This is a genomic window from Streptomyces sp. NPDC018045 (assembly GCF_044327445.1).
In the GTDB taxonomy this organism is placed as follows: Bacteria; Actinomycetota; Actinomycetes; order Streptomycetales; family Streptomycetaceae; genus Streptomyces.
Genome location: NZ_JBIRFL010000016.1, coordinates 143,230 through 150,703, shown reverse-complemented (window position 1 = coordinate 150,703; position 7,474 = coordinate 143,230). Strand labels below are relative to the sequence as shown.

General features: G+C 72.8%; 5 protein-coding genes and 1 pseudogene. 1 reads left to right on the top strand and 5 read right to left on the bottom strand.

Annotated elements, in window-relative coordinates:
• Nucleotides 1–122 (top strand): annotated as a pseudogene (locus ACH4EB_RS27885) (IS5/IS1182 family transposase); the annotation flags it as partial.
• Between the two features lie 16 nt (nt 123–138).
• Here ACH4EB_RS27885 and ACH4EB_RS27880 read toward each other — a convergent pair.
• The 5 genes from ACH4EB_RS27880 to ACH4EB_RS27860 all read right to left on the bottom strand — a co-directional run bounded on the left by ACH4EB_RS27880 (nt 139) and on the right by ACH4EB_RS27860 (nt 7,423).
• Nucleotides 139–2,253 carry a SpoIIE family protein phosphatase gene (locus ACH4EB_RS27880; protein ID WP_398350582.1) on the bottom strand — a complete coding sequence of 705 codons (2,115 nt, stop codon included), beginning with the start codon at nt 2,251–2,253 and terminating at the stop codon, nt 139–141.
• A gap of 218 nt (nt 2,254–2,471) precedes the next feature.
• Nucleotides 2,472–3,155 (bottom strand): class I SAM-dependent DNA methyltransferase, encoded by a 684-nt coding sequence (locus ACH4EB_RS27875; RefSeq protein ID WP_398350581.1) that lies wholly within the window; start codon nt 3,153–3,155, stop codon nt 2,472–2,474.
• A 278-nt stretch (nt 3,156–3,433) separates the two neighbouring features.
• Nucleotides 3,434–4,141 (bottom strand): DUF402 domain-containing protein, encoded by a 708-nt coding sequence (locus ACH4EB_RS27870; RefSeq protein ID WP_398350592.1) that lies wholly within the window; start codon nt 4,139–4,141, stop codon nt 3,434–3,436.
• 68 nt (nt 4,142–4,209) lie between these two features.
• On the bottom strand, nt 4,210–5,622 hold the full coding sequence (locus tag ACH4EB_RS27865) for a class II fumarate hydratase (RefSeq protein WP_398350579.1): 1,413 nt from the start codon (nt 5,620–5,622) through the stop codon (nt 4,210–4,212).
• Nucleotides 5,623–5,728: 106 nt separating this feature from the next.
• Complete coding sequence (locus tag ACH4EB_RS27860; protein ID WP_398350578.1) at nt 5,729–7,423, bottom strand: fumarate hydratase; 1,695 nt, start codon at nt 7,421–7,423, stop codon at nt 5,729–5,731.
• Nucleotides 7,424–7,474: the final 51 nt, after the last annotated feature.

The following is a 7,474-nucleotide window of genomic DNA, read 5'->3' as shown; positions in this document are numbered from 1 at the left end:
ACGTGGTCGAACGCTGCTTCAACCGCTTGAAGCAGTGGCGCGGCATCGCCACCCGCTATGAGAAGACCGCCGAGTCCTACCAAGCAGCCGTCACCTTCGCATCGCTCCTGATGTGGGCGTGACATTTGAAGACAACTCCTAGGGCGCCCCCGCGATCGGCATGGACAGCTCGAACCACACCACCTTGCCCGTGCTCAGCCGCGTCGCGCCCCAGCGCCGGGCCATCCGGTTGACCAGGTACAGACCGCGTCCGCCCTCGTCGGACGGGCGGGCCTGGCGCAGCCGGGGCAGTTGCGGCACGTCGTCGCCGACCTCGCAGCGCAGTACGTCCGTCCGCAGCAGCCGCAGCGTGATCGGCCGCTCCGCGTACCGCACCGCGTTCGTCACCACCTCGCTGACCAGCAGCTCCAGCGAATCGGTCAGCTCCTCCAGACCCCACCGGGCCAGCGCCCGGCGAGCCAGTCGGCGCGCCTGCCCGGCCGTCTGCGCCTTCGGGTCCAGGTACCAGTACGCGACATCGCTCGGCGCGATGCCGTCGAAGCGGGCCGCGAGCAGCGCGATGTCGTCGTCCCGGTCGCCGGGGCCGAGCATGTCCAGCACCTCGTCGCACAGCGGCTCCAGCGGCGGCGGATTGGGTCCGGTCAGCCGGGCCGTCTCCGTCAGCCGCTCCCGCAGTTGCTCGATGCCGGTCCACACGTCGCGGATACGGGACTCCACCAGGCCGTCCGTGTACAGCACCAGCGTGGCGCCCGCGGGGGCGTCCAGCTCGACCGCCTCGAAGTCCACCCCGCCGACGCCGATCGGCGCGCCCGGCGGCACCCGCAGCACCTCGGCGCGCCCGCCGCGGTGCAGCATCACGGGCGGCGGGTGCCCGGCGTTGGCGACCATGATGCGGTGCGCCACCGGGTCGTAGACCGCGTACAGGCACGTCGCCATCCGGTCCGAACCGAGCCGCTGCGCCTGCTCGTCGAGGTGGTGCAGCACCTCCTGCGGCGGCAGGTCCAGTCCGGCGAGGGTCTGCGCGGTGGTCCGGAGCTGGCCCATGATCGCTGCGGAGGTCATGGAGTGGCCCATCACATCGCCGACGACCAGCGCCACCCGGCTGCCGGGCAGCGGGATCGCGTCGTACCAGTCGCCGCCCACCCGCGCCGTCTCGGCGGCCGGCAGATAGCGGCTGGCCAGCCGTACGCCCGTCGGCTGCGGCAGCGAGTCCGGCAGCATCGTGCGCTGGAGCGCGTCGGCGATGTATGCCTCGCGCCCGTACAGCACCGCCTTGTCGACGCCCAGCGCCGTGTGCGTCGCGAGCTGCGCCGCCACCAGCAGGTCGTCCGCCTCGAAGGCCGGGCGGTCCGGACGGCGCAGGAACACCGCCGCGCCGATCACCCGGCGGCGGCCGCGCAGCGGCGCCAGGATCACCCGGTGCCCGGCCGGCAGGTGGGTGAGCGGGCCGAGCAGCTCCGGCAGCGCGGCGCGCGCCGCCTGCACCTCGCCGAACAGCGGCCGGACGCCGCGCAGCACCTCCGCCAGCGGCCCGCCCGGCAGCACCTCGGACAGCTCGGCGGCGCTGCCGCCCATCGCCGGGCTCAGGTCCGGCTGCGCGGGCAGCATCGGCAGCCGCCCGCCGTTGGTGTCCGGCTCCTCGGGGATCCGGTCGGTGCGGCGCAGCCGCAGCACCACCGGGCCGGTCGGCCGCTCGTCGCCCACCGGCAGCGGGTCGCGCAGGTAGACCAGGATGGCGTCGGCGAACGTCGGCACCGTCGCCCGGCACAGCCCCAGCACGATCTCGTCGAGGTCTATGCCACGGGCGATCCGCCGGGTCGCCGCGCCGATGAACCGCAGTCGGTCCCCGCCCGCCTGACGCGCCGCCAGCAGCTCGACGCTCTCGGCGGGGTGCGCGGAGCGGGCGGGCGGCGCGTCCGGGCCGCCGGTCCGTCCGGGGGCGCGCCCGGTCGCCTCGCCGCGCGCGCCGGTCTCCACCGGGACGCCGTGCGGCGCGGCGGGCGGCGGGACGCCGGGAGTCTCCTCGGGGCGCGGCCGTCCGGCACCGGAGCCGCCGGTGCGGCTGCCGTCCCGGGGGCGCCCGACGCCACCGGTGGCGCCGGCGGGGCCGCTGTCGCCTGGTCCCTGCCAGGGCGTGGCCCCGGCGCCCGGCTCCTCGCAGCGGTTGTCGGCGGCGCCGGGTGCGGTGTCGTGCCGGGGGCCGTGGTCCGCGGCGTACGCAGAATCGTCACCGCGCGGCGCCGTTGGAGCCATGTCAGCCACCTCGGCCGGTCCGCCCGGCGGCGTCGGCCGCCCCGGGAAACTGCCGGGATCGGCGGCCGTGGCGAACGGCGCCGGCTCGGGCGGCCCCGGATGCGGGGTCGCCGAGGGCGCGGCAGGCGGGGCGGCCTGCCGCGGTTCGTGGGAGGTCGGGTGCTCCGTCACGCGTGGGATTCCATCCGTCCGGGGCTGCGCGCGAGGCGCGCCGCGTCTCAAGCGCGTCGCAGGTGCAGGAAGAGCTGGATCTCGGGTGGGGTGTCCGTACTGGCCGGGGCATACGCATACGAGTCCTCCCCGGTGACTTCGAAGCCCGCGTCGTGCACGACCTGGCGCAAGTCGTCCCGCAGGTAACCCGATACCCGGATCGTGCTGCCCAGGAACGGAATCGGGCAGTGGTCCAGATCGGCCTCGACCATGGACAGGGCCACCAGCCCGCCGGGCCGCAGCAGGCCGTGCAGCATCCGCAGGGTGTACGGGATCTCCCCGCGGGGCAGCATGAGCAGCGAGAAGAAGGCGACGGCCCCGTCGAAGGAGCCCGGGCCGCCGAGCCGGCCGTCGCGCAGGTCGGCGATGTCCAGCCGGTGGAAGCGGGCCGCCGGGACGTTGCCCCGGGCCAGCTCGACCATCGAGGGGGAGAGGTCCACACCGACGACCGTGTGTCCCGAGTCCACGAGCTGACGGGCCGTCGGCACGCCCGTGCCGCAGCCGATGTCCAGCACCCGCGACCCGGGCGGCAGCGCGGCCGCGAGCCGTGCGCCGGCCGCGAGCTGCCCGTCCTTGTGCGGGAAGGCCTCGTCGTAGCGGTCCCCGATCGCGTCGAACGCCTCCGCCTGTCCCGCCCGGTCCAGGACTAACCCGTTCAGGCCCTCGTATCCGTCGTAGCCTTCAGCGCTCACGACCTCGCCTCTCCTGCGACCGCGGTCAAGTTCGGGGCTCCGGCTCGGGAGCCACGTCCGTGCAGTTCCGTGCAGTCTTGAGTTACGCCTGTGCAGTCTTGTGGAGGACGATCCTACGGTTGATCCCCAGGGGCGCATCAAGGGGGCTCACTCGCCCGCCGCGCCGCGCCCTCCGCTGTTCACCGGTGCGCCCGGAGCCGCCCCGGTACGGCCGGCCCGAGCGGCAGCGGCCGCCCCGCGCGGACGGAGCGGCCGACGGCCGGGGCGGACACCGGCTCTCACTCCCGCGCGCCGGGGGCCGCCCGGTCCCAGTCCTCCGGCAGCCCCGGCAGCCCCCACGCCGGGTCGGGCCGCCAGTTCTCCCAGCCGGACCCGAACGGCACTCCCCACGCGGCGATGTGCTCGACCGCCGCGCGGCCCGCCGCCCGTACCTCCGCGGCCTGCGCGGGCGGCATCAGCCCGTCCCGCTGCGCCTGCGCGAACTCGTCCTCGTCCCGCCACTCCCAACGCCGGTCCGGGTAGACGCAGATGTCCAGGAAGTGGTCCTGGGAGTCGATGCCGCCCGCCCAACGGCGTCGCGGCTCCTCCAGGTTCACGTACCAGTTCTTGAAGTGCCAGCCGGGCTCCCAGAACAGCCACACCGACCAGGGGTCGTGCGGCCGGGCCAGCTTCAGCACCCCGGTGCCGAACCACTGGTCGCGGGTGGTGCGCCGGGGCTTGGTGTAGCGGCTGGCGAGCGGCTCGCGGTGGACGGGCGTCCCGTCGGCCAGCACCGGCTTGACGCAGGGCGTGCCGGGGGCCATCCACACCGCGAGCAGTTCGTCGGTGTCCCGTACGACGGTCATCGGACGGCAGATGTGGATACGGTCGCCGGCGTTGTCGCGGTACCGCCACAGGATGTGGTCCCCGGGCGCCCAGCGTCCCGGTCCGTTCGCTGCGGCCCGCGTGCCCTTCGCCCCGGCGGCGCCCTTCCTCGTCTCCACCATGTCCGCTGTCATGAGCAGATCCTAGAGGGGCGCCGGTGTCCGTGCTGTGACGGAGGCCGCACGGAACGTTACGGATGTGTCATGCGCAGCACGTCGAGCGCCTCGTCCAACTGCTGCTCCGTCAGCAGCCCCTGGTCGACGTACCCGGACTCGATGACCACCTCGCGGATCGTCCGGCGCTCGGCGAGCGACTTCTTCGCGACCTTCGCGGCCTCCTCGTACCCGATGTACTTGTTGAGCGGGGTGACCACCGAGGGCGACGACTCCGCGTACTGCCTGGCCCGTTCGGCGTTGGCGGTGATCCCGTCGATGGTGCGGTCCGCGAGCAGCCGGGAGACGTTGGCCAGCAACCGTACCGACTCCAGCACGTTCTTCGCGATGACCGGCAGCATCACGTTCAGCTCGAAGTTGCCCGCGGCGCCCGCCGCGGCCACCGTCGCGTCGTTGCCGGTGACCTGCGCGGCCACCATCAGCACCGCCTCCGGGATCACCGGGTTGACCTTGCCCGGCATGATGGACGAACCGGGCTGGAGGTCGGGCAGGTTGATCTCGGCGAGGCCGGTGCGCGGGCCCGAGGACATCCACCGCAGATCGTTGGCGATCTTCGTCAGGCCGACGCCGATGGTGCGGAGCTGCCCGCTGGTCTCCACGACCGCGTCCCGCGCGCCCTGCGCCTCGAAGTGGTTGCGCGCCTCGGTCAGCGGCAGCCCCGTCGTCCGCGCCACCTCGGCGATCACCGCGGCGGGGAAGCCGGGCGGGGTGTTGATGCCGGTCCCCACGGCCGTACCGCCCAGCGGCAGTTCGGCCAGCCGCGGCAGGGCCGCGTGCAGCCGCTCCACGCCGTAGCGGACCTGCGCCGCGAAGCCGCCGAACTCCTGGCCGAGGGTGACGGGCGTGGCGTCCATCAGATGCGTCCGGCCCGCCTTGACGACCTCGGCGAACTCCGTCTCCTTGCGCTCCAGCGCGGCCGCCAGGTGCTCCAGCGCCGGGATCAGGTCGTGGGTGACGGCCGCGGTCGCCGCGATGTGGATCGAGGACGGGAAGACGTCGTTGGACGACTGGGAGGCGTTGACGTGGTCGTTGGGGTGCACGTCGCGGCCCAGCCGCTCGGTGGCGAGGGTCGCGAGCACCTCGTTGGTGTTCATGTTGGACGACGTACCGGAACCGGTCTGGAACACGTCGACGGGGAAGTGGTCGTCCCACTTCCCGTCGGCGACCTCCGCCGCGGCCTCCTGGATCGCCGCCGCGATGTCCTCGTCCAGCACGCCCAGCCCGGCGTTGGCCTTGGCCGCCGCGGCCTTGATACGGGCGAGCGCCTCGATGTGCGCCCGCTCCAGCCGCTGCCCGGAGACCGGGAAGTTCTCCACCGCGCGCTGGGTCTGCGCCCGCCACTTCGCGCGGGCGGGGACCTTCACCTCGCCCATCGAGTCGTGCTCGGTCCGGTACTCGCCGTGGTCGCCGCTCAGGCCGTTGTCGTTCATACCTGTGTCAGTGCCCGGGAACGGCGATTCTGTTCCCGGGCACCGGCAGGTTTCGTCCGTCGGGCGGTACGCGTCGGGCGTACGGCCGTCCGCGACCGTACGGCCGTCAGGCGGTCCGTACGGGAATGCTGGTGAACGTCGGAGCGGGCGCCGGGTCCTGGAAGAAGTCGTTGCCCTTGTCGTCCACGACGATGAACGCCGGGAAGTCCTCGACCTCGATCCGCCAGACCGCCTCCATGCCCAGCTCCTCGTACTCCAGGACCTCGACCTTCTTGATGCAGTCCTGCGCCAGGCGTGCCGCCGGGCCGCCGATCGAGCCGAGGTAGAAGCCGCCGTGCGCGGCGCACGCGTCGGTGACCTGCTGGGAGCGGTTGCCCTTGGCCAGCATCACCTTCGAGCCGCCCGCCGCCTGGAACTGCTCCACGTAGGCGTCCATCCGGCCGGCCGTGGTCGGGCCGAAGGAGCCGGAGGCGTACCCCTCGGGGGTCTTCGCCGGGCCCGCGTAGTACACCGGGTGGTTCTTCAGGTACGCGGGCATCTCCTCGCCCGCGTCCAGCCGCTCCTTGATCTTCGCGTGGGCGATGTCGCGGGCGACGACCAGCGTGCCGGTGAGCGAGAGGCGGGTCTTGACCGGGTGCCGGGACAGCTCGGCCAGGATGGCGTCCATCGGCTGGTTCAGGTCGACCCGTACGGCGTCGAGGTCCGGGCCCGCGCCCTCGGTCAGCTCCGCCTCGGTGGTCTCCGGCAGGAAGCGCGCCGGGTCCTTCTCCAACTGCTCCAGGAAGACGCCCTCGGCGGTGATCTTCGCCACGGCCTGGCGGTCGGCGGAGCAGGAGACGGCGATGGCGACCGGGCAGGACGCGCCGTGCCGGGGCAGGCGGACCACGCGCACGTCGTGGCAGAAGTACTTGCCGCCGAACTGCGCGCCGATGCCGATCTTCTGCGTCAGCTCGAAGACCTTTTCCTCCAGCTCCTGGTCCCGGAAGCCGTGGCCGGTGGGGGAGCCCTCGGCGGGCAGCTCGTCCAGGTAGTGCGCGGAGGCGTACTTCGCGGTCTTCAGCGCGTACTCGGCGCTGGTGCCGCCGACGACGATCGCCAGGTGGTACGGCGGGCAGGCGGACGTGCCCAGCGAGCGGATCTTCTCCTCCAGGAACTTCATCATGCTCGCCTCGTTGAGGACGGCCTTGGTCTCCTGGAAGAGGAAGGACTTGTTGGCGCTGCCGCCGCCCTTGGCCATGAACAGGAACTTGTACGCGTCCCCGTCCGTGGCGTACAGCTCGATCTGCGCCGGCAGGTTGGTGCCGGTGTTCTTCTCGTCCCACATGGTCAGCGGGGCCATCTGCGAGTACCGCAGGTTGAGCCGGGTGTACGCGTCGTGGATGCCGCGGGACAGGGCCTCCTCGTCACGGCCCTGGGTGAGCACGTTCTGGCCGCGCTTGCCCATGACGATCGCGGTGCCGGTGTCCTGGCACATCGGCAGCACGCCCGCCGCCGCGATGTTGGCGTTCTTCAGCAGGTCCAGCGCCACGAAGCGGTCGTTGGCGGATGCCTCGGGGTCGTCCAGGATGCGGCGGAGCTGAGCGAGGTGGGCCGGTCGCAAATAGTGCGAAATGTCCTGCATTGCCTCGGCGGCCAGCTTGCGCAGCGCTTCCGGCTCGACCTTGAGGAACGTGCGCCCGTCGGCCTCGAAGGTGCTCACACCCTCCGAAGTGACCAGGCGGTACGGAGTGTTGTCCTCGCCTACGGGCAGCAGGTCGGTATAGGCGAATGCCGGCTGGGCTGGGCGGGAAACGGGGGGCATCAGGGGCCATTCCTCACTCGACGGTGGCTTTCGGCTGACATCTGCGGCAGC

What these genes read in the sequence shown, in the direction of transcription:
- ACH4EB_RS27880 (WP_398350582.1), bottom strand. Translation starts at nt 2,253, where the DNA reads ATGGCTCCAACGGCGCCGCGCGGTGACGATTCTGCGTACGCCGCGGAC.
- ACH4EB_RS27870 (WP_398350592.1), bottom strand. Translation starts at nt 4,141, where the DNA reads ATGGTGGAGACGAGGAAGGGCGCCGCCGGGGCGAAGGGCACGCGGGCC.
- ACH4EB_RS27865 (WP_398350579.1), bottom strand. Translation starts at nt 5,622, where the DNA reads ATGAACGACAACGGCCTGAGCGGCGACCACGGCGAGTACCGGACCGAG.
- ACH4EB_RS27860 (WP_398350578.1), bottom strand. Translation starts at nt 7,423, where the DNA reads ATGCCCCCCGTTTCCCGCCCAGCCCAGCCGGCATTCGCCTATACCGAC.